12 protein-coding genes are annotated in these 22,783 nt (G+C 59.0%); 3 read left to right on the top strand and 9 right to left on the bottom strand.

The window, feature by feature from the left end:
* Positions 1-6: 6 nt before the first annotated feature.
* Positions 7-1,041 (top strand): fimbrial protein, encoded by a 1,035-nt coding sequence (locus tag VPX56_RS17290; RefSeq protein ID WP_326467919.1) that lies wholly within the window; start codon positions 7-9, stop codon positions 1,039-1,041.
* 23 nt (positions 1,042-1,064) lie between these two features.
* Here VPX56_RS17290 and nudI read toward each other — a convergent pair whose 3' ends face one another.
* From nudI to VPX56_RS17245, 9 genes are all read right to left on the bottom strand, one after another.
* The gene (nudI, locus tag VPX56_RS17285; RefSeq protein ID WP_326467917.1) at positions 1,065-1,490 is read right to left on the bottom strand and encodes a nucleoside triphosphatase NudI; all 426 of its coding nucleotides are present in this window, start codon (positions 1,488-1,490) and stop codon (positions 1,065-1,067) included.
* Positions 1,491-1,530: 40 nt separating this feature from the next.
* The gene (locus VPX56_RS17280) at positions 1,531-1,878 is read right to left on the bottom strand and encodes a HigA family addiction module antitoxin (RefSeq protein WP_326467915.1); all 348 of its coding nucleotides are present in this window, start codon (positions 1,876-1,878) and stop codon (positions 1,531-1,533) included.
* A gap of 10 nt (positions 1,879-1,888) precedes the next feature.
* Entirely contained in the window at positions 1,889-2,188 is a 300-nt protein-coding gene (locus VPX56_RS17275) for a type II toxin-antitoxin system RelE/ParE family toxin (RefSeq protein ID WP_131633811.1), read from the bottom strand.
* A 282-nt stretch (positions 2,189-2,470) separates the two neighbouring features.
* On the bottom strand, positions 2,471-3,640 hold the full coding sequence (locus tag VPX56_RS17270) for a beta-barrel domain-containing protein (RefSeq protein WP_131633855.1): 1,170 nt from the start codon (positions 3,638-3,640) through the stop codon (positions 2,471-2,473).
* Between the two features lie 10 nt (positions 3,641-3,650).
* On the bottom strand, positions 3,651-5,843 hold the full coding sequence (locus VPX56_RS17265) for a type I secretion system permease/ATPase (RefSeq protein WP_263611324.1): 2,193 nt from the start codon (positions 5,841-5,843) through the stop codon (positions 3,651-3,653).
* Positions 5,840-7,243: a TolC family outer membrane protein gene (locus VPX56_RS17260; protein ID WP_263611325.1), complete on the bottom strand. Its 1,404-nt coding sequence runs from the start codon at positions 7,241-7,243 to the stop codon at positions 5,840-5,842. Before VPX56_RS17260 ends, VPX56_RS17265 begins: the two co-directional genes overlap by 4 nt.
* A 73-nt stretch (positions 7,244-7,316) precedes the next feature.
* On the bottom strand, positions 7,317-19,361 hold the full coding sequence (locus VPX56_RS17255; RefSeq protein ID WP_326467910.1) for a BapA/Bap/LapF family large adhesin: 12,045 nt from the start codon (positions 19,359-19,361) through the stop codon (positions 7,317-7,319).
* Positions 19,362-20,074: 713 nt separating this feature from the next.
* A complete protein-coding gene (locus VPX56_RS17250) occupies positions 20,075-20,431 on the bottom strand; it encodes a hypothetical protein (RefSeq protein ID WP_131633815.1) in 357 nt (118 codons plus the stop codon).
* A 133-nt stretch (positions 20,432-20,564) separates the two neighbouring features.
* The gene (locus tag VPX56_RS17245; RefSeq protein WP_326467907.1) at positions 20,565-21,155 is read right to left on the bottom strand and encodes a TOBE domain-containing protein; all 591 of its coding nucleotides are present in this window, start codon (positions 21,153-21,155) and stop codon (positions 20,565-20,567) included.
* Positions 21,156-21,206: 51 nt separating this feature from the next.
* Between VPX56_RS17245 and VPX56_RS23045 the strand changes: the two genes are divergently transcribed.
* Together VPX56_RS23045 and tssB are read left to right on the top strand one after the other, a co-directional pair.
* Positions 21,207-21,623 carry an Ail/Lom family outer membrane beta-barrel protein gene (locus VPX56_RS23045; protein WP_407655047.1) on the top strand — a complete coding sequence of 139 codons (417 nt, stop codon included), beginning with the start codon at positions 21,207-21,209 and terminating at the stop codon, positions 21,621-21,623.
* 655 nt (positions 21,624-22,278) lie between these two features.
* Entirely contained in the window at positions 22,279-22,770 is a 492-nt protein-coding gene (gene tssB, locus VPX56_RS17240; RefSeq protein ID WP_326467905.1) for a type VI secretion system contractile sheath small subunit, read from the top strand.
* Positions 22,771-22,783: the final 13 nt, after the last annotated feature.

Genomic DNA, 22,783 nt, shown 5'->3' with positions numbered 1-22,783 from the left:
AAGGTAATGCAATTTCAGGGACGACACATACTCTACGCCGCCGTGGTGTTTTGCTTCGGGTTATTTTCTTCCACCGTGATGGCCCTGACCTGCAAGGCGCAGGGTTCGGTGAGTCAGTATGTGGCTATAGACAGCGTGATCAAGGCGTCCGTGGGGGATTTTGGCACCAACACCAAGATATGGGTTTCCGCGCCGATTACGGCGACGTTTACCTGTTCCGATACGGATAATTTCCCAAAAGGGGAAAGCGCCTTTTTATGGCTGGATCCGAAGGATGCGGTGAAAAATGTTCACAACTCGCTGGAGATCGGCATCACCTTCAGGAACGTTGATTACAAGCTGAAGAAGGGCGACAAGATCGAAATCGGTCCCGGCACGATGTGTACGCCTGACGGGAAGGGGGGCTGCACCTCGAAGGCCACTTCGCAGACCTTTTCCCTGACTTATCAGGTGTATATTAAAACGACGGGGCTGCCTGCGGCGTCGGATGGCAAGGTGATGGGCGACGTCAGCCTGTCGCTCTTTCAGGTGGACGGCGTAGGCGGCCTGCGGGGTGGAACGGTCACTCAGGACGGCAACTTTAACCTGACGATCACCGGGCTGGATAAAATCACCTTCCTGGCCTGCACGCCAAAAGTGATGCTGGTGCCCGATACGCTCGACTTTGGGGTCATCAACGGCAGCTGGGCCACGCCGGGGAAAATTGAGAAAACCAAACCTTTTACCCTGCAGGTTGATTTGACCCGCGAAGCCAGCGGTAAAACCTGCACCGGCGAGACGCTGCTCATGACCCTCAGCTCGACGAATCCGGTTAAGGATGGCGCGATTATCATGCCGGCGACGAACAGCGGCTTTGGCTTTATCATTTCCGCCAACAGCCTGATGGAGCCGCGCATCGCCTTGAACACGCCGCAGACGATAGGGGTAATTAGCGGCGATCGGCTTATGCGTGATTATTACGCGGGGTTTATCTGGACGACGAACGCGCCCCTGTTAGGGGATTACAGCGCGACGGCCACCTTTACGGTGACGTTCAGGTAACGCCGTCGGGACTGCACCTGAGTTTAGAGGAGGCCTTTCTGCGCGAAGGTGACGCGCGTGGCCTCGTTCAAATCCAGCGATTTCAAAGACGCCGGGGGCACCCAGGCAATTTCCTGAAACTCTTCGTTGAAGGTTACGCTGCGGTTGGCGCTGATGCAGTCGAAGATCAGGTAAATCATATAAATTTCTTCCGTGGTGCCGTCGGCATAGGTTTTCACCCGTATGTCATCGCGGAAGGCCCAGGGCTTCGCCTCGGTAATCTCCAGCGCGTCCCCCAGCTCCTCGCGGATTTCGCGGCGCAGCGCCTGTTCCATCGTTTCGCCGGGCTCCATTCCACCGCCGGAGAGCGCCCACTGGCCGGGGAACACGCCGCGATCGTCGGCCATTTTGCACAGCAGATAAGCCCCGTCGTTCTGAATGATGGGGCAGACAATAGTACGTTGACGCATGGTTTCTTCCTGAAAGATGAGTAACTTAACACCGTGCCTTTTAGGCCACGTCAGGCTGGCCTGATTTTCGTTTTGCAATGATTTCAGCCGCTGTCTTTATACGGCTTAGCTCTTCCTGAGTCCGTGAATCAATTTGCGCTTCCCATATTTCAACGTTGAGCTGCAGGTTCAGCCAAAACTCAATCGTGGTATCAAACGCTTTAGCCAGCCTGATCGCCATATCAGCAGTTAGTTTACGATTATTATTGACCAGAGCGCTGATGGTGTTTCGGTGCACGTTAAGCATGTCCGCAAGGTCGCTAATTTTCAGATTGAGCGGCTCAAGATATTCATATTGCAAGACATCGCCCGGCGTGGTGGGTTTGCGTAGTGCCTGTTGTAGAGTCATATGGGATACCTCATTTGTGTGGCGTGTACTTGTGTGCTGAGAGGTAGAGATCGTTTGCTTTGCCCTCTGTCCACCGGAAAACCAGCCTGTATTGCCTGTTTACGCGAATTGATGAAAATCCTGCGAGTGGGGGATTCAACAATTCATACATATTCCCTGGCGGGGATCTTAGATCCCGGTGAGAGGTTGCTGCGTTGATGATATCTAGCTTTCTCGCCAGGGCAGATTCCAGGCTCGCTGGAATGATGTTGCATGATTTTCCATAGAGAAAGAAATCCATAAGCCATTGATCGCGAAAATGATTAATCATAATACTGGTTAGCTCCGATCCGTGAAGCTGAGTGGATATTAATGCACTCCCGCACTGTGCGCAAGTGCAATATTTGGTGCGAGAATAATATACCTAGAGTAGGACTTGAGGAAAGCCGACGGCGACATAGAAAGATGATTCTTCGAGGCGGATTCAGGGAATATGTATACGATTGCCGATTTTCCCCTCACCCTAACCTTCTCCCCAGAGGGGCGAGGGGATTGATTGTGCAGTTTGAGGTTTTGTAGGCCGGGTAAGGCGTAGCCGCCACCCGGCAATGTATCACCGCTCCCTCAGCGCCTCTTTCGCCCGGTTAAACGGCTTGATCATATAGTCCAGCACCGTTTTTTCCCCGGTCTTGATATCCACCGTTGCGATCATCCCCGGCACGATCGAAAAATGCCTGCCCGCCTTATTCACCAGGTAATCCTGGCTGGTGCGGATAAACACGCGATAGTAGAACACTTCAGGCTTGGCCTCGTCCTGAATGGTGTCCGGCGAAATGGTTTCGACCACGCCGTGCAGCCCGCCGTAGATGGCATAATCGTACGCGGTGATCTTCACCAGCGCTTCCTGGTTAGGGTGGATAAAGGCAATATCGCGCGGCGACAGGCGGGTTTCAATCAGCAGATGATCGTCCACCGGCACGATCTCCATCAGCTCTCCGTTGGGAGGAATGACGCCGCCGATGGTGGTGACTTTGATGTTTTTCACGATCCCGCGCACGGGCGATTTCACCGTCAGGCGCGTGACGGAGTCCTCACGCCCCTTCAGTACCGCCGACACCATATCCACTTCCGCGTTGGCTTTGGATAACGCTTCTCGGGCCTGCACGTAATACTGCGAGCGCACGTCGGTGAGCTTCAGCTCCAGGTCGCTTTTTTGCCGCTGCAGGCGCAGCACTTCCACGTGGCTCGCCGCGCCGGTTTTTACCAGACGCTGGGTGATCGCCAGCTCTTTATTCGCGAGATCTAACGCTGCGCGCAGCTCGCGCTGGGTATCCTCCAGCTGCGCGCGGCGGGAGTTGTAGAGCCGGGTTTCGGCGGCGATCAGATCCGTCCATTTCGCCAGCGAAGGGGGAAACTTTAGCGGCAGATCGTTCACCTCTGCGTATAAACGCACGCTGGAGGCCAGCGATGCCCGATAGCGCGCGGCGCTCTCCCCAACGTTCGATTCCGATCGCGTCGGGTCCAGCCGCGCCAGCACCTGTCCGGCCTGCACCTGATCGCCCTCGTGAACGTTAAGCTCGGTCAGAATACCGCCGTCGAGCGACTGCAAAACCTGCTCGCGCGAGCTGGGGATCACCTTGCCCGTTCCGGTTGAGACTTCATCCAGCACGCCAAACCACGCCCAGATCCCAACGGCAACAAACAATAGCAGAGAGAAGATGACGATTCGCCGCGCGCCGGTGTAGCCGCTTTCGGAATCGAGCGCGTTGTCCAGGTCGTCCATGGCGGCAACGTCACGCTGATTGATTTTCATTTTTCCACTCCCGTCCGGTTGCCTGCTGCTGTTGCTGCATGCGGCTGTTGCTCAGCGCCTGCGCTTTCGGGGCGTCCATTACTAGCATGCCCTCTTTCAGTACCACTACGCGCTCGACCAGCTCCAGCACCGGCACGCGGTGGGTGGCGACGACAAGCGTGCGGTTGCCGAGCCAGGCCCCCAGACGCTGGATAAATTCCCGTTCGGTGTGTTCATCAAGCGACGCGGTGGGTTCATCCATCAGCACGATATTCGGGTCGCGCAGGAGCATGCGCGCCAGCAGGATAGACTGCCGCTGCCCGCCCGATAACCCGACGCCGTTCTCCATAATCGGATAGTCCAGCCCCTTCGGCAGCTTCTGCACAAAGCCCGCTGCGCCGCACATCTCCAGCACCTCGAAGATCTCTTCATCCGTGGCGCGCGGCATGCCGAGCGTGATGTTCTCCCGCAGGGTGCCGTAAAACAGCCGCGCGTTCTGGGTCATAAAGCCGACGTTACGCCGCACGTCCGCCACGTCCAGATGCGGCAGGCTGAAGTTGTCGAGCCGCAGCTCTCCCGCGGCCAGATCCATCCCCCCGGCCATGGCCTGCAGCAGGGTCGATTTGCCCGCGCCGTTGCGCCCGAGGATCGCCACTTTCTCACCCGGCCTGATCTCCAGGCGGTTGATGCGCAGCGCCATGCGCGGATCTTCCGGGTGATAGCGGAACTGCGCCTGCTCGAACAGGTAGTGGCCGCGCAGCACGTCCTGGCGGATCGGCGTCTCTTCGCGCTGGTTTTCGGTGGGCAGCTGCATGATGCTGTCCAGACCTTCCTTCGCCGCTTTCACCTGCTGCCAGCGGGCGAGCACGCCGCACAGGGTCGCCATCGGGGCGATCATGCGCGAGGCCAGCATCGAAGCGGCCACCACCGAACCGGTGGTTAAGGTGCCGTCGATCACCATGGGCGCACCGACCACGATGACGCCTGCGTAGACGAGACTCTGGATGGTCATCCCCCAGCTGATCAGGTTTTGCGTCAGCTCGCGGGTGCGCAGGCCGGACTCTGCGGTGATCTGGATATAGCTGTTCCACTGCTGCAAAAAGCGGTTTTCCGCCTGCATCAGCTTGATGTCCTCCAGCCCCTGCACGCTCTCCACCAGCACCGCGTTGCGCAGGGTGGATTCATGCGCGGACTGCTTCGCCAGCTCCGCCAGCTTCTTTTGCAGCAGCAGGCCGGGCAGCACCATGATCACCGCCGCGACCGGGGCGATCCACGCCAGCTGCGGGGCGATGATCGCCAGCACCACCACGAACAGGAGGAAGAACGGCAGATCGACAATGGTCGAGATGGTGGAGGAGGTGACCATCTCGCGGATCTGCTCCAGCTCGCGCAGCTGCGAGATAAAGCTGCCGGTGGAGCGGGGGATCGCGCTGTTGCGCAGGCGCAGGGCGTGGCCGAACACGCGATCCGACACCCGCAGATCCGATCGCTTGCCCAGCAGATCCATAATGTGTCCGCGCGCCACGCGCAGCACGAAGCCAAACAGGGTGGCAATCAGCACCCCGATGGTCAGCACGTAGAGCGTGGGGTAGGACTGCGCGGGGATCACCCGGTCATACACCTGCATGGAAAAGACAATCCCCGACAGCGACAGCACGTTGATAAACAGCGCCGCCAGCATCACCCAGCTGTAGGGGCGGAGGTCGCGCAGGACCAGGCGATAAAGCCAGTCCGGGCGGTATTTGGAGATATAGGCATCAACGCGGCTGTCCTTCAGCGCCGCCAGCGGGCGCAGGGCGATAACGTGGCGGATGGCGGGCAGCATCGCGCTCATCGACAGGCGGTTGGTGTGCGTTTTGCCGTCGAAAAAGATCACCTCAAGGGTGTCCTCGCCGTCGAAATGCTCGATGACGCCGATTTTGCCTTCGTCCAGCGCCACGACTACCGGCAGCCGCCAGCTGTTGATGGACTGCTGATCCGCCGTGAGCAGCTGAAACGACAGCCCGGCCTCGCGGGCGAGCTGGGTCAGCGCCGGAACCATAGGTTTACCCTTCAGCCATGGGGCGCCCGCGATCAGCGCCCCGGGCGAGCAGGCCACGCGGTAGCGGGTGGCAACATAGCCAAACGCCTGCGCCCACTGTTCCAGCTCCTCGTCCGTTACGATCTCGCCCTGCGGGATGTCACTTTGCTTCATGGCTGGATCTCCACGGTCTGGATGGTGCGATTGTCAAGATCGAAGGAATGGCGCAGGCGGCCGGTGTTGTACAGGCAGTTCAGCTGAAGCTGATGCAGCTGTCCGGCGGTCTGCTGCTGGGTGAAGCGCGCCTGGTAGACCTCCTGCTCGGCGTTGAGGACGTCGAGCAGCGGGCGCGAGCCGAGATCGAGATACTGCTGCTGATAAAGCTCGCGGGTGCGGGCGCTTAGCGCCTCCTGGCGCCCCTGAATTTGCAGGGTGCTCATCAGGCTCATGACCTGGCTGCGGGCTTCCAGCAATTTTTGCCGGACGTCGAGGCGCGTGCGCTGAATGGTGGACTGCGCGGATTCCACCGCATGTCCGGCAGCGTTACGCCTGGCGGTGAGGCCGCCTCCCTGATAGAGCGGCATCTGCACCTTTACCCACGCGGAATACTGAGTGCGGTCCCGCGTCTCGCTGCCCGCGTAGCGGTCGTTAAGGTAGTGGCGCACTTCCGGTTCGAGCGAAATGGTCGGCGTCATCTGCGCGTTGGCGTTGTCCAGGTTGGCCTGCGCGACGTTAGCCTGCGCCCAGGCCGCCAGTACGGCGGGCACCAGACGATCGTCCGGCTCGGCGATGTCGCAGCTGCGGGCCAGGCTTTGCGGGAAGTCGTTGCTGACCTCGTTCAGGTTGTTCCAGCCGAGAAAGCTCATCAGCGTGGCGCGGGAGCTGTCGAGGCTGGCCTGATACTGCATCAGCTGCGCGCGGGCGCCTTCGATACGGGCGTCGGTCTGCACCACGTCAGAGAGCGAGGTGGCCCCCTCGTCGTTGCGCAGCTTCGTCAGCTTTCCGATCGAGGAGAGGGCGTCGAGCTGCTCTTTCGCCGTCTCCACCATCTGCTGCCAGGTTTGCACCTGCACCATGGCGATGGCGGTGTCGTGGGCGATGGTGTCGATGCTCACCAGCACGTTAGCCTGCTGCTGGGCGACGCCCGCGCTTTCGGCGCGCACCTGGCTTGCCACTTTGCCAAAGTCGTAGAGCATTTGCGAAAGGGAGAGCACCAGCGACGGCGTAAAACCGTTGTCGCTGCCGTCGTGGGTGTAGCCGTTTTCCATTCCGGCGTTGACCTGCGGATAGTATTTCGATTTGGCGACGTCCACGTTTTCGCTCTGCTGGTAGAGTTTCCCCACCGCTTCGCTGATGGCGGGGTGCCAGGTAACGGCGCGATTCACCGCTTCACCCAGCTGGAGCGTGCCGGGGGCGGCATTGCCCGGCATGGGGGCCACGCGACCATTCAAAGAGGGGAGTTCCTGCGTTTCGCGCAGTTGTTCAGTATTGATCGTCGCCGCCGGGTTGGCGGCCGTTGCGGGCACAGATATCAGGCAGCACGAGAGCCACCAGTAAGGCATCTTCTTTCCCATGTCTTATCCCTAATAAAAGAGTACTGCTTTATTTTGCCCGGGCGCTGCTGCGCCCGGGTCATTTGGTTTGCTATCAGGTAATGATGTGCTGCTGGTTAACAAGCTCGTCGTAGGTGGTCTGAACGCCATCAAGCGTAACGAGCGTTGTATTAGTGTAGGTGCTCCCTGCACCATCACGGTCGACGGAGATCACAGTGTTGCCACCGCTTTGAGTAACATGGAGATAATTACCCAGCGTTGAGGCGCTACCGTTCCAGCCCACCAGCAGATCGCCGATGTCGATCTTGTCTCCCTGCGCCAGCGAGAAGTTGGTCCAGTGATCGCCCACCGTGCTGTTGACGTTGCCCGCCGTGGCGTTGCCCGCCGCGTTGTTCAGCACCTGGTAAATCAGGGTGTCCGCATAGGCCGTGCCGGTGATCACGTCGTTATGCTCCGAGCTGATGAACTGCGGCGCCATGTTGATGGTCAGCGAGGCGGTATCCGTTTTGCCCGCCGCGTCGGTCAGGGTGTAGTTAAAGACCTCCTTCGAGGTGATGGTGGCGAGCGAAACGCCGCTGTTCAGGGTGTAGGTGTAGTGACCGTCTGCGCCAATCGCCAGGGTGCCGTAGTGGCCGACGATATTGACGGTGGCGCTGCCGGTGTAAGGATCCAGCGTGGTGGTCACGCCGTTGTAGCCCGTTACGCTCAGGCGGGTGTCCACCGAGTGCAGCTGATCCATCGCCCCGGCGGAGTCCGTACCGTCAAAGATGTTGCCGTTGACGGTGTGGCCGCTGGTGGAGTCATACTGGGTCAGCGAGTAGGTGGTGCCGGTGACGCTCGGGGTGATCGTGATGCTGCCAAGACCCAGCGCCGGTACGCTACCGGTATAGCTCAGCGTGTAGGTGCCTGCGTTAAGATCGAGGCCGGTAACGGCAATATCAGCATTGCCTCCCAGCAGCAGACCGCCGCCAAACGAGCCCGTTTTGAGGGTGGTACCGCCCTGAGAAATCGCCCAGTTGACCGTCAGCCCGCCCAGCGTCAGAAGTGATGCCACGTTAAAGTGCAGCACAATGTCGTGCAGGGCGGTGTTGGCGTCCACCACAAAGGTGCCGCTGCCGCTGCCCGAGGTGGTGGCCAGCAGGGCTGAGTTCCAGCTTGCGCTCCCCACACTGGTGTCGGAGTAACCCGTGGTGTGGTGTACCGAGGTGACGTCGAGCACGTGGCTGATATCGTTCACGGCATCCATCGCCCTTGCGGTTGGGGTGATGTTCAGCGATGCGGTGTCCTTCGCCCCGTTTGGCGCCTTGATGGTGTAGACGAAGGTATCCGGCGTGCTGATGTGGTCCGCGCCGACACCGCTCTTCAGGGTGTAGGTGTACTGCCCCGACGCGTTGATGGTCAACGTGCCGTACTCCCCGACGATGGTCGTCACGCCGCTGTTATTGACCGTGACGCCGTTCACTTCTGAAACCACGGTGCCGGATGGGGCAATATCATCCGCCAGCACGTTACCGGTGGTGCTGGCGCTGACGCTCGACACGCTGTAGACGTGATCTTCCAGCACGTTCAGCGTATAGCCCGTCAGGGCGGTGATGCCCGCCGCGGTGTTGAGCAGGAACAGATACTCCCCGGACGGCAGGTTCAGCGTCAGCGTTGACGAGGTTCCGCCCAGCAGCGGCGCGCGCAGCCAGCCCGGCTGGACGCGCATCTGCTCGAAGGTCTGGGTGGCGTCGTTGAACTTATAGACGTACAGGTCAAACACCGACGCCAGGGCCACGCCGCCCACGGAGGCCTGGATGGTCATGGTGCGGGTGGTGCCTTCCTCCACGCTGTAGATGATCGGGTTGCTCAGGTCGTCCAGCAGGTTCAGCCCCAGCGTACTGCCAAGGTTGACGCCCACGACGGTGAAGCCGCCCTGCGAGGAGGTGCCGTTATTGATTTCATGCACGGTGGTGTCAAAGGTCAGCGACGCCGTGTTGTCCACTGCCACCACGCTGTTGGCGGTGGTGCCTGCCCCCAGAGACAGCACCAGGTTTGCCGACGCGCTGGTGCCGTTGTGGGTGATGGTGTAGGTGAAGCTCTCCGTGCGGCCCACCACCGAGGCGCTGGTGTTGGTCAGGTTATAGGTGTAGCTGCCGTCGCGGTTGATGGTCAGGGTGCCGTACTGCCCCTGAATCACCGTGCCGTCGACGGTCACGTTGGTCGTTACGCCCAGGGCATTGGTCACCGCAGTCACCGTGGTGCCCGCCGGCGCGTTATCGCTGCCGGTGGTCGGGTCAACGTCGAGAATCACGTTCCCGCCGAGGCTGGTATCGCCGGTCACCGTACCTGCGCTGGTCTCTTTCACCCCTACGTCAATGCTGGTGTAGGAGCCGGTTGCCAGCAGGTTGGTGTTGTAGCTCAACACGCGATACTGGCCGCTGGCAAGGCCGTTCAGGTTCAGGGAAACGCCGGTTGCCCCCAGGGTGAGCAGGTCGGCGAACTGCGGCTGGCCGGTATCCACAACCGTGGTCCAGGTGCCGTTCACGCTATCGAAACGCTGCACCACCAGCTCAAGGGTGTTGAGCAGGGACAGCACCGCGCCGGTGGCGTTGGCATTGACCGCGATATCCGCGCTGCCGCCGCTACCCACCGTGAAGCCGACCTGTGCGGTGTCGTTGCCGAGCAGGGTCAGCACGTTGCCGAGCGCACCCACCAGCAGGAAGCCGTAGTCGCTGTACTGCGAGTTAGTGACCGTCGCCGTGGTGCTGATATCCAGCTCCTCGACGTTGCTGCTGGCCGACAGCGGAACCACTGGCGCAAGGACCGATCCCGGCTGGGACGGGTTGCCCGCGGCATCCGTTGCGGTGATTTGCAGCGTCTGGCCTTCGGTCTGCTTGTTGAGGAAGGTATAGCTGTAGGTGCCGTTGCTCCCCGCCGTGGTGGTGACCGTGGTGCCATCCGCCAGGCGAATCGAAACGGTGCTGCCCGCTTCGGCATTCCCCGTCAGCACGCTGCCGTCGGCGTTAAATACCCCGGTAGGCGTGTTGGGGGCCGTGATGTCGACAATCACCGTCGTGGCCGTGGAGATTGGCCCGGTTCCCGTACCGTTAGCCGCCGAGGCGGTAAAGGCATGCGAGCCTTCGCTCAGCGCCGGCGTGGTGAAGGTCCAGTTGCCCGACCCGTCCGCCACGACCGTCCCCATCGACACGCCGTTGTTATACAGCGTGACGGTGGAATTCGGCTGCGCCGTGCCGCTCAGGGTTGGGGTGGTGTCATCGGTGGTCTTACCGTTGGTCAGATTCCCGGTGATGGTGCCAGCGTTATCGTTGATGGTGGCGATAACCGGCGCGTTCGGCAGGGTGGTGAAGGGTGCCGTGACCGAGGCGCTGGAACCGGCGTTACCCGCTTTATCAGTGGCGAAGGCGAGCAGCGTTTCGCCGCCGGTCTGCGCCGGGCTGATCGTGACGTTAAAGCTGCCGCTACCGTCCGCCGTTGCCGTCCCCAGTACCGTGCCGGTGCTGCTGGTGATGGTCACCGTGCTGCCCGCTTCGGCCGTACCGGTGACGTGCGTCCCGTTGGTGATGACGGCGAGCGCCAGCGGCAGCGCAGGCGGCGTCACATCCACGGTAATTGAGCTAATTGGCGACGCCGGGCTGGTGTTGCCCGCCGCGTCGGTCGCGGTGGCGGTGAAGTTATGCTGTCCTTCCGTCAGCGTGGTGCTGGTCTGCGGCAGCGTCCAGTTGCCGTTGGCGTCGGCGGTGACGGTGCCCACGAGCGTGGTACCGTCGTAGATGCGCACGGTGGCGTTGGCTTCGGCCGTGCCGTTAAGCGTTGGACGCGTATCGTTCGTCGGGTTGTTGCCGGTAATCGGTCCGGTGACGGTGCCCACATCATCGACAATCGAGCTGATGACCGGCGCGTTCGGCACCGTTGCGTCAACAACGATCGCGAAGCCCGTCGTCGGCGCGCTGACGTTGCCCGCCGCGTCGGTTGCTCTGACGGTCAGCGTGTGCGGGCCGTCCGCCAGGGCGGTGGTTGGTGTGAAGCTCCAGCTTCCGCCGGTGGCGACCACGCTGCCAATCAGGGTGGTGCCATCGTAGATATTCACCGTTGAGCCGGCTTCTGCGGTGCCGTTGAGGGTAGGCAAGGCATCGTTGGTCACCTGACCGTTGGTCAGGTTGACGGTGGTGCCAACATCATCAACAACGGAGGTGAGCACCGGTACGGCTGGCGGCGTGGTATCCACATTCACCACGAAGTTACCGGACGATGGGCTGACGTTGCCCGCCGCATCGGTTGCCGTTGCGGTGAGGGTATGGTTGCCGTTTGCCAGCGGCGTGGTGAGCTGGATGGACCATTTACCGTCCGCGCCCGCCGTGGCCTGGCCAATCTGCGTGCCGTTCTCAAACAGACGCACGACGGCGTTGGCCTCGCTGGTGCCGCCGATCGTCGGCAGCGTATCGTCGGTGACCTGACCGCTGCCGAACGAGCCGGTGATCGTGCCCTGGTCGTCAACGCCCTGGCTGATGATTGGGGCGACGGGGGCAACGGTATCCACGACCACCGTGAACCCTGCCGACGGCTGGCTGAGGTTACCTGCCGCATCGGTCGCCGTCATCGTCAGCGTATGGCTGCCGTTGGCCAGCGGATCCGTTGGCGTGAAGGTCCAGTTGCCTGAGCCATCCGCCGTCGTCTGGGCGATAAGCACCCCGTTGTCGTAGATACGGATCGTGGCGTTGGCTTCTGCCGTCCCCGCCAGGGCAGGCTGCGTATCATTGGTCGACTGACCGTCGGTCAGCGTCCCGGTCGACGGCAGCCGATCGTCGGTAACGGTGCTAATCACCGGCGGGTTCGGGATGCTGGTATCGACGGTCAAATCGAACAGCGTGGAGCCGGTGCTGGTGTTCCCCGCCGCGTCCGTCGCCGTGAGGCTCAGGGAATGCGGTCCGTCAGCCAGCCCGGTCGTCGGCGTGAATGTCCAGGTTCCCGAAGCATTCACCACGGCGGTACCGATCTCCACGTTGTTATCAAAGATATGAACTGTGGAGCCAATTTCCCCGGTGCCGTTGAGGGTTGGCAAGGCGTCATTGGTTGCCGAACCGGTCGTTAACGCCCCGGTGACCGGGCCAATATCGTCAACCACGCTGGTGATAACCGGCGCGGTCGGGCCGACGGTATCAACGGTAAGGTTGAAGACCGGGGAGTTGGCGGAGACGTTGCCTGCCGCATCGCTGGCATTGATGCGAAGGCTGTGAGGCCCTTCCGTCAGCGCGGTGGTCGGCGTCCACGTCCAGGTACCGTCGCCGTTGACGGTGACGGTGGCGATTTCATTGCTGCCATCCAGAATATGGATAATGGAGCCCGCCGCGCCCGTACCGGCAAGGGTTGGGGTGTTGTCATTGGTGACCTGGCCCGACGTCAGCGTCCCGTTTACGCCGCCCGGGACGTTGTCCGTCACGGTGTTCAGGACCGGCGTCGTCGGCGCGACGGTATCAACAATAACGTTGTACGAATTGGATGACGTGCTGACGTTACCCAGCGGGTCGGTGGCGATAACGCTGAAGGTATGGCTCCCTTCAGCCAGCGGCGAGGCCGGCGTGAAGGTCCAGGCACCCGATGCGTTAGCCTGCACGGTGCCAATCTGGATCGCCCCTTCGAAAATGGCAATGGTGCTGTTGGCCTCCGCCGTGCCGGACAGCGTCGGCGTGGCATCGTTGGTGGTCCCACCGGTCGGCACGTTGACCACCGTGCCCACGTTATCCTCTGCGCCCGTAATCACCGGCGTGGTCGATACCGTATCGACGACGATGGCAAACGGCGGGGAGGCAGGGCCCTGGTTACCGGCAGGATCGGTCGCGCGGATGGTGAGGCTATGGGTATCGTTGCTGAGCGCCGTCGAAGGCGTAAAGCTCCATGCGCCCGTTGGACCCACCAGTGCGGTGCCAAGCAGATTACCGTTATCGTAAACGGAAATGGTGTCTCCCGGCGTTGCGGTGCCGCTCAGCGTTGGCCGATCGTCGTTGGTAGACTGTCCGTTAGCCAGCGGGCCCGTGCCGGGGCCGACATCATCCGTGACGGCGCCGATGGTCGGTGCCAGCGGCGCGGTAGTATCAATGGTTACCGTTGAGGCCGGAGAGAGGCCGCTGGTGTCCGCGCCGACCGTTGCGGTGACTTCAAAGCGGTGTAGCCCCTCCGTCAGCGGCGCGCCCGGGGTGTAACTCCAGGCCCCGGTGGAGGCGTCCGCGACCACGGTATCCAGTATTGCGCCATCAAGATAAATGGTGACGGTGCTGCCTGCCACGGCGGTGCCGTTAAGCGTTGGCGTGGTGTCGTCGGAAGCGCTGCCTTTCACATCGCCGGTAACGGGGCCCACGCTATCGATGATGGTGGTGATGACCGGAATGGCCGGCAGATCCGGGGTATCAACGACGGTAAACGGCGCGTTAGGGCTGACGTTGCCCGCGGCGTCGGTTGCCGTAACTTCCAGGGTCGTTGGGTTGGTTTGCGCAGGCGTCAGGGCAATGGAGAACGTACCGTCCTGCCCGGCCACGCCCGTGCCGATGATGGTTGTGCCATCCCGCACGATGATGGTAGTACCGGCCTCAGCCGTACCGGTGAGAGGGGTCCCCTGTTCGGTCAGCGCCAGGTCCGCAGGCTGCGCAGGCGGCAGATTATCGACGGTTATCGTGACGGTGGTCGAACTCGAAATATTGCCCGCCGCATCGGTGGCGCTCACCAGGATCGTGTGGGTGGCATTATCGCCCAGCGCCACATTTGGCGTAATTGTCCAGGTGCCATCCGCCTGGACCACGGCGGAATTGGTTGTCGGTAAATTGTCGATGGCAAGAATGATGGTTGAGCCGGGTTCGCCGGTTCCGCTCAACGTTGGGGTGGTATCTTTTGTGAAGTGTACGCCGTCGACAAGGTTACTGTCGGCGACTGCGGTCAACAGCGGCGTTGTCGGCGCGACGGTATCGATGGTGACGGTGAAGGCCGGACTGGTGCCGCTCACGTTACCGGCCGCATCCAGGGAGGAGGCGGTCAGCGTCAGTTTTCCATCCGGCAGCGTGGACGGCGTGTATGACCACGCGCCGGCGACGACGTCGACGCGGGCGATCTCCACGCCGTTGTTATAAATAATGACCTTATCGCCGGTACTGCCGGTACCGGAAATGGTTGGCGTAGAGTCAGCCGTTGAGCCGCCTGACGTCGCCCCCCCGGCAAGGAGAATATCCGGCGTCGCGGGTGGGGTGGTATCCACGCTGAAGGTGAATCCCGTGGACGGATCGGAAACGTTGCCCGCTTCATCCGTTGCGGTAGTGGTAATCGAGTGGCTGGCTTCGTCAAGCGGAGAGTCCGCTTCTGGTCGCCACGTCCATTTACCGTCCGCGCCGACGGTCACCTGGCCAATCTGTACGGCAGTATCACCGTTAACGCTATCGTAAATGGTGATGACGTCGTTAGGCGTGCCGGTGCCGTTAAAGACCGGACGGTCGTCGTTAGTCGTCGTGCCGGACGCGATCGTTCCTGTAATTTGATCGACGTTGTCGGTAATGGTCGGGGCCGTCGGGGCATCCGGCGCTTCGGTGTCGATCGTTATCTGGATCGGCTGCGATGGCGCACTTTCGTTACCGGCGCCGTCCTTCGCGGTGACGGTCAGCGTCAGGTTGTAGGTCCCGTCGTCCAGGCCACCCGGCGGCGTCCAGGTCCAGGTGCCGCCCGGCGGGATCACCACGGTGCCCAGTATGTCATCCCCGTTATAAATGGTGATGGTATCGCCCGCGGTGCCCGTTCCGCTCAGCGTTGGGTTGGTATCACGCGTGATATCGCCCGAGCCAAGCGTAACGTCCGTGCCATCCGGATTCACGACCACGGCCGGCGTATCCGGCGTGTCCGGTGCCAGCGTGTCGACTCTAATCGTGATCGGCTCGGACGTCGTTGTCGTCCCCGCGCTGTTGGTGGCCACCACGGTCAGAATATGCGTGCCATCCGTCAGCGGCGAGGTTGGCGTGAAGGTCCAGTTCCCTGCACCATCCACCGTGGCGGTGCCGATGGCGTTGGCCCCGTCAAAGACGGTAATGGTCGTCCCCGGATCGGTGGTCCCGGCGATCAGCGGCGAGGAGTCATCGGTTGGATCGCCGTTATTGACCGGCCCCTTAATGGGCCCCACGTCATCGGTAATGGTTCCAATCTCAGGCGCCGACGGAGCTTCGGTGAAAATATTCAGCGCAAAGTCTGCGGAAGGCGCGCTTTTGTTCCCGGCGGCATCGGTGGCGGTCGTGGTCAGCGTATAGCTACCGTCAGGAATAACGGCCGGCGGCGTAAAGGTCCAGGCACCGTTTTGCCCCACGACGACGGTACCGAGAGGGTTTCCGTCAAGAAGGATGGTGATCGTCGATCCGGGTTCACCAGAGCCGTTGAGCGTAGGGCGGTTATCGTTCGTCAACTGCCCGCTGGTAATGGCTCCGGTCACGCCTGCAACATCATCTACCACGCTGCTGACGACCGGTGCGTTAGGGGCCTGCGTGTCGACGGTAATGCTCCAGCTGTTGGAGAGCCCGGTGCTATTTCCGGCGGCATCGGCGGCGGAGGTGGTAAAGGTATGCCCGCCCTGGCCCAGCGCAGGCGGCGTAAAGCTCCAGTTACCGCTTCCGTCGACCTGCACGGTGTCCACCAGCCTGCCGTTGTCGAAAATGGAGATGATGGAGCCTGCCTCACCGGTTCCGCGGATCAGCGGAGTCGTGTCATTGGTGATGGCGTTATTGTTAAGCAAACCGGTGTTAGCTTCGACGTTATCTTCCAGCGAAACAATCACCGGTAAGGACGGCGGAGTTACATCAGGGGCGTTGACCGGTGCGGAATCCCCGATATTGCCCGCAGGATCTTGGGCGCTGACGTCCAGGGTCTCGCCATTTTTCTGCGGCGGCGTGAGGGTTACCGTGAAGTTGCCGCTATCATCGACGCTGCCCGTGCCGAGGGTGGTGGTCCCTTGTTTCACGGTGACCGTGGTGCCCGGCTCTGCGCTCCCGATCAGCGTGGTGCCATCCGGGCTAACGACCAGCCCGGTTGGGGCATCGGGCGCCGTGGTGTCCGGCGCCGTGATTTCCGCGTTCGGGCTGGTGTTGCCTGCGTCATCTTTGGCGCTGACGTCCAGCAGCTGGCCGTTGTTTTGCGCAGGGATTAATGGAATGGTGAATGTGCCGTCCGTGCCCACCGGACCTGACGCGACCGTGGTGCCGTCCGGATATTTGATGGTGACCGTGCTACCGGGTTCTGCATCCCCGGAGATGCTGGTGCCGTCGGGAGCAATCACAACGTTGGTTGGGGCGTTTGGCGCGGTGATGTCCGGGGCATCGGCATCGGTGCCGGTGCTGCCGTTACCCGCTTTGTCGGTAGCGGTGACGGTCAGGGTTTCACCATTTTTCTGTGGGGTATTCAGCGTCACCGTAAAGCTGCCGTCGTTCCCGGCAACGGCGGTGCCCAGCGTAACGCCGTTCGCATCCTTCACCGTAACGGTGCTTCCCGCCTCCGCAGTTCCCGTTACCTGCGTGCCGTTGGCAGAGACCGCGACGTCGTCCGGTGCCGGAGGCGAAACGGTATCGACGATAATGTTAAAGGAGATGGAATCCCCGCTGGTGCCCGCCGGGGTGGTCGCCGTGGCGGTGATAATGTGTGTGGCATCAAGCAGTACGGTTGAAGGGAAACTCCATGCCCCGCTTGCATCCGCCACGACGGTGCCGATGAGGTTGCCGTTGTCATAAATAGTAATGGTGGCATTCGCGACGGAGGTCCCGCTAATGAGCGGGGTATTATCGTTGGTCGCCTGGCCAAAACCGATGGAGACGGGATCGGCGCCGTTGTCATTGTCCACGCGGATGATGATCGGCGTATCCGGGAAGCCCGAGTCGCTGGCGTTAAACGGCGTAGGATTGCCGATGTTGCCGGCGGCATCCTCTGCGACGGCGGTCAGGGCTTTACCGTCGGTTTGTGCAGGCGATACCCGCACGGAAAAGTGACCGTCAGCACCGGCAAGACCTTGCCCAATCAGCGTGTTGCCGTCGTAGATAGAGACCGTGCTGCCAGGCTCCGCCTGCCCGGTGACAAAAATACCGGTATCCGCCATCGGATCGACGGTAGGGGGGGCTGGAGGCGTGGTATCGACGATAAAGGTGATCGGATCTGAAGGCTGGCTCAGGTTGCCCGCCGCGTCGCTTTCACGCACGGTGATGGAGTGCGATCCTTCTGCCAGCGGCGTCGTTGGCGTGTAGTTCCACAGTCCGTTTGACCCCACGGTGACGGTGGCGACGGGCTGGCCGTTATCGTAGATGGTGATTTTGTCGCCCGGCGTACCTTGTCCGCTCAGGCCTGGGCGCGTGTCATCGGTTCTTTCGCCGTTCTGTACCGACCCGACAATTGAGCCTCTGGCGTCATCAACAACGACGGCCACCGGCGTTGCGGGTGGCGTGATATCCACGGTAAAGCTAAAGCTGCCGTTTGCCGACGTCGTGTTACCCGCCGCATCCGTTGAGGTCAGGGTTATCTGATGGGAACCTTCCGCCAGGGCTGCCGCTGGCGTGAAGGTCCAGGTCCCGCTAGCGGAAACGGTTGTGGTACCGATCAGTACGCCTTTGTCATAGAAGGAAATAACCGAACCTGCTTCACCCGAGCCGTTGAACGTAGGGCGCGTGTCGTCAGTGACCTGGCCGCTTGTCAGCGGGCCTTTAATCGACCCTACGTCATCCGTCACGCTGCCCAAAATCGGCACCACGGGCGCGGACGTATCGACAATCACGACGTACCCGCCGGAGGCGGCACCGGTATTTCCGGCGGCATCGGTGGCTTTTGCGGTGAACTGATGGCTGCCTTCGCCCAGATTACCCTCAGGGGTAAATGTCCACTTGCCGGTGGCATCGGCTTTTACGGTGCCAATGAAAACGCCTTTATCGTACAGGGTGACGGTGGAATTCGCTTCTGCGGTACCGGTGAGCGTAGGGCGCGCATCGTTGGTGCTGCCGCCGTTACCGACGCTGCCCGTATTAGGGTTGACGTCGTCAGTCACGCTGGTGATAACCGGCGCCTGAGGCGCGAGGGTATCCACTACAAACGAGACCGTACCGGAGGCCGGGCTGGTATTGCCTGCCGCATCTGTTGCCGTTGCCGTGAGGGCATGCGGGCCATCCGCCAGCGCCGTTGACGGCGTAAAGGTCCATTTACCGTCGGCATCAACCGTCGTGGTGCCAATGGCTTTGCCGTTATCGTAAACAGTGATGGTTGTGCCTGGCTCGCCGGTGCCGCTCAGCGCGGGTTTCGCATCGTTGGTAGGCTGCCCGTTGCCGACCGGGCCGGTTACCGTGCCGACGTCGTCATTCACCAGAACAATGTCGGGCGCGTCGGGGGCCGTGAGGTCAGGTGCGGTGGCGTGCGCCTCTTTACTGATATTCCCCGAGCTGTCTGTTGCTGTCGCACTGATTTCCTGGCCGTTCGTCAGCGGCGTCCCGAGGTTGATCGTGAACGAACCGTCGCTTCCCGCTTTACCCGTACCTATCACATTACCCTCGCTGTCCTTCAGCGTAACGGTACTTCCCGGCTCCGCGCTGCCGGTGACGGTTTTACCGTCGCCTGAAATTTGCAGGCGGGTAGGAGCATCGGGCGGTGTTGTGTCAGGATTGGACGGATTGCCCGGATTTCCGGGGTTCCCGGGATTACCGTTATCGTCATCGCCACCACCACCACCGCCGCCGCCGCTGCTGGCCGCGACGGCAATTCCTCCGGCTACGGCTAACCCTCCTAATACCCAGGGCCAAACGGCTGCGCCACCGGTATCGCTACCTGCTGCTGCCAGCAAAACGTCGGTGGAGGCGATAGATTCGTATGTCGCTGCACCCGTTGGGTCAGCAATCCACCACAGTGCGCCATCGCTTTCTTCGAGCACCAGCTGGCTCGCCCCTTCTGCATCAGTGACGTAAAAATTCTTAAGGGTGATCGCCTCGCCGGAGTTGAGGGTGATGACCAGATCGTTCCCACTGCGCGCGTACTGGGCGATATCGGATCGCTCGACATGAAGTTCAACGATAGAGGAATGGCTCAGCGTAACCTGAGTACCTTCCGTAGTTGTTTCCACGCCAGTAAGTTTCGAGATAACAGAGATTTGGCTCATATTATTATTACTCCAGCAGAGTTGTCATGGACGGCAAACGAGTCGAGCCATCTCTTTGCTATGGGTAAAGCGCGCTCCCGGCATAATTACTGGGTTTAAAACAGTAATTACCGTCACTTTCTTTAGAGCGATCGATGCCCGCCAGCGCGATGAGTGGCAACATCAGTACGAATCTATTTATTTAGTGCAGATGAATTTGTGTTTTTAATTTTATGTGCGTTATAAACCTTGTGATTAATAGAGGAATTTATTTATTTCGGTATAAAAATGATATAGCTATAAATCTCTGGATATGCAAATTAAGCTTCGGTAAAGACAGAGCGTAACGTTGAAGGTGGAATTAATTAATTGTGATTGTGCATGGAGTGGTTTTTAAAATGTCTTCCTTTTCAATTGCTTGTGTTTTTAGTAAGCAGGGTATTTAATATGTAAGCGAAGCGATAATAACGGAATGGACGTATTATTAAATTATTTCCAGGGCTTTTGTTAATGGTTGCTTAATTGCCATTTAAGTTAGGGTAAAGTTTTTGCTATAGGATATATTATGTTTGTGCACATATTTTAAATATATTCTGGTGGGGAATTCAATATCTGCTAGCGAAAGGAAAATAATGAAAAGACTCAGTAAAAATACATGCTTATATTAATCAGGATGAAAAAGAGGTTAAACGGCAGGCAAATAAAAAGGCCGCAACTGCGGCCTTTATGAGGGGTTACTCAGTCACTTTCTTTTCTAGCTCACCGGCACCCTGCTTGGTTTTGTTCCAGCCTTTCTCGGCACCTTCTTTGGTGGCATCCCACCCTTTCTCGGTACCTTCTTTGGTTTTATGCCAGGCTTTCTGGGAATCTTCGCTGACCTTGCTGCCAACGCTGTCGCTTTTACCTTCCGCAGCGTGCTGCTGTTTCAGCTTCAGCTCTTCGCCCTTGTTCTGCTCTTCATGCAGTTTTTGCTTCGCCTCGTTAGCGTTTGCATTCGCCGCGGCGACGGTGTCATCGGTAGCATGTGTGGTCGCAGCAAAAACAGGGGAAGCCAGCAGAACGGCAGATAATGCGATAATTGTTTTTTTCATAATATCCTCATTTAACGTTATCGGTTATGAGCGTGATTCAGCATGACACAGGCGAAGCGGGATGGCTTTAGGAAAAAACTGTAATGAGATCAATGGCCCCTTCAGCGGTTGCTGAAGGGGATTGGCGAGCACGCTATGCCCGCAGGCGTTTGCCGGTTTCGGCTTCAAACAAGAAGATTTTCGCTGCATCTACGGTGAGAAAGACCTTCTGCCCCGCGTTAACGTCCAGCTTCTCATGGGCCACCACGATCAGCTCCTGGTCGCCAACACGCACCCGGATCTCCTGCCCTTCACCGGTCATTTCTATCAGCACAATTTCTGCGGCTATCCCTGAATCGCTTATCCGCAGATAGTGTGGGCGCGTGGCGCAGATAACATCCATCCCTTCAGCGCGTGGGCCGAGGGGGGAGGCGAAACGGTAGCCGTTGTGCAACACGATTTCGCCGTTCTGAATCATGCCTTTTAATGTGTTAATTTCCGGCGTGCCGATAAAGCCCGCGACAAAGAGGTTATCCGGGTCACGGTATAGCTCCTCCGGCGTGCCGACCTGCTCAATATGGCCGGCATTCAGCACCACAATTCTGTCCGCCATGGTCATGGCTTCCGTTTGATCGTGCGGGAGGCGATCGAGCAAATGCGTCAGCCCCAGGATTTCCGCAGCCGCGTCCACGCGCGTCATCCGTTCCGTTTTTGAGACCCCGGCAAGCTTCAGGGCAAAGCTCATATTGTCCCGCACCTTCATGTGCGGGTAGAGGCGGGCGATCGTCTGGGCGTCATGTTTTCTGTTTTATACAGTAAAAACGGCACGAGCAAGCGAGCAGAGTCTGGAAGTCAATTCAGTTTTAATACGCAATATCTGAGCCTGTCGGCAGGGCCGGCCTGGCGAATTAATCCCTACGTCAGCGTTTATGGTTTAGTCGGTGCCTCCTCGTTGCGTAGCGACCTGGAATACATAACGCCTTCTCAGCGAAAGGTACGAAAAAAATCAAAAAGACGACTCAGAGCAAAACCCCGTTCCCGCGGCAGCATTCATCACGTTCACGAATTTAGCTCTGATTATGGCCTGGTTGGAGGCGTTGGGGTTCAGTTTAATCTGTCAAAAAATCTGGTGCTGGACACATCATGGGAATACTCATGGTTACGGAATAATCGCATCAGCTCATGGGGAATGGGTTTAGGGTATCGTTTCTGATGCCTCGAACCAATAAACGGAGAGAATACCATCACCAAAAAAATGATCGCGTCTGCAGCTGCCGGTAAAAGGGTGAGAAGCGTCATTTACCTGGGAAAGGTATTAAATAAACAAAAGTAAGCACGTTGTTCACGCTGATGGCTGCAGGCAACTGTGATATTCACCTCAGTTTTCTGGCAATTATTGGAGCCCGGCACGGACTGTGATGTGGGAGATCGTGTATCTTAATTTTTTTCATCAAGCCTGTGTAATGAAACTACTGTCCAGAATTGGACTTTTTTATTACTGATACCTGTCACAAAATTAAGCTATTGCTCATTACGCCTTCAGGATTTTCTCAAGCGCAAGGATATCTATCGCGGTATTCATGTATTGATACACATCAACAAAACGAGTGTGCTCAGTTATAAAACTGATGTTTTCATCAGTGGCAGATATTAATTCCATGTTTTTGTGAATAAACAGTTAATGGTTCGTGTTTTTAATGCATGCAGAGTGTCGTCTGCTGGGCGCATTCAGTGGAAAATTCTTAATAAAAGTCTCATATTGGATCTAAGATCTGATTGGTTGATCTATGGTAGTGTTTTGTTCTACTATGGCTTTGTAAAGAAACGTCGTTATTTTCAACAAACATTCCTTAAGGAAAGGGACCGCTATGGCTGATACGTTCCAGAACGAGGTGCCCAAGGCACGCATAAATCTTAAATTAAGCCTGCATACAGGCGGTGCGCAGAAGAAAGTCGAACTGCCGCTTAAGCTCCTCACCGTCGGTGATTTCAGTAATGGTAAAGAGAGCCGTCCATTATCTGAAAGAGAAAAAATTAACGTCAATAAAAATAACTTCAACAGCGTACTTTCGGAATTTAACCCGGAGGTAAATCTGACCGTGCAGAACACGCTGGCCGGCGAGGGGGCGGAAGAAAATGTGAAACTGAATTTCTCCGATATTAAAGATTTCGAGCCTGAGCAGGTGGCCCGTCAAATCCCTCAGCTCCGCGCCATGCTGGCGATGCGTAATTTATTACGCGATCTCAAATCCAATCTCCTTGATAACGCCACTTTCAGAAAAGAGCTCGAGAAAATTCTTAAAGACCCGGCGCTGTCTCAGGAATTACGCGACGATATGAGTGCACTGGCCCCGAAATAAGCGGCGTGCGTTA

The organism is Enterobacter wuhouensis (assembly GCF_035835995.1).
GTDB lineage: Bacteria > Pseudomonadota > Gammaproteobacteria > Enterobacterales > Enterobacteriaceae > Enterobacter > Enterobacter wuhouensis.
The sequence above is the reverse complement of the archived record's forward strand: the minus strand, read 5'-3'. Positions and strand labels throughout refer to the sequence as shown.